This window comes from Vibrio sp. 10N.222.55.C6 (genome assembly GCF_041473395.1).
GTDB classification, from domain to species: Bacteria; Pseudomonadota; Gammaproteobacteria; order Enterobacterales; family Vibrionaceae; genus Vibrio; species Vibrio crassostreae_C.
The window spans coordinates 1-325 of sequence record NZ_JBFRSD010000939.1; the positions used below are offsets into that span (position 1 = coordinate 1).

Below are 325 nucleotides of genomic sequence, written 5' to 3' on the forward strand. Positions count from 1 at the left end.
GCTTCTATCAGCATCATTCGTATGGTTATTCAGCTATTTCTGGTGGGACTTTACCTAGAATACTTGTTCACTTTGAATAGTTTGTGGGTCAATTTGCTGTGGTTATTTACTATGATTATCGTCGGTGCAAGCTCGATTGTTGAAAAATCTAGACTGCCAAGAAACCTACTTTTGGCTCCTGTCGCCGTTAGCCTTGCGGTAACTTGTGTACCTATTGTCTTGTTCATCTGCTTTTTCATCATTAAGCCGACACCGGTTTTTAACGCGCAGTACCTTATCCCAATCGCAGGGATGTTATTGGGTAATAGCTTAAGCAGTAATATCG

General features: G+C 41.2%; 1 protein-coding gene. It reads left to right on the plus strand.

All coding sequences use genetic code 11. The annotated features are described in order from the left end of the window. Nucleotides 1-325: ABC transporter permease (locus AB4486_RS26950; protein ID WP_372119841.1), on the plus strand; the 325-nt coding region annotated here is incomplete at both ends.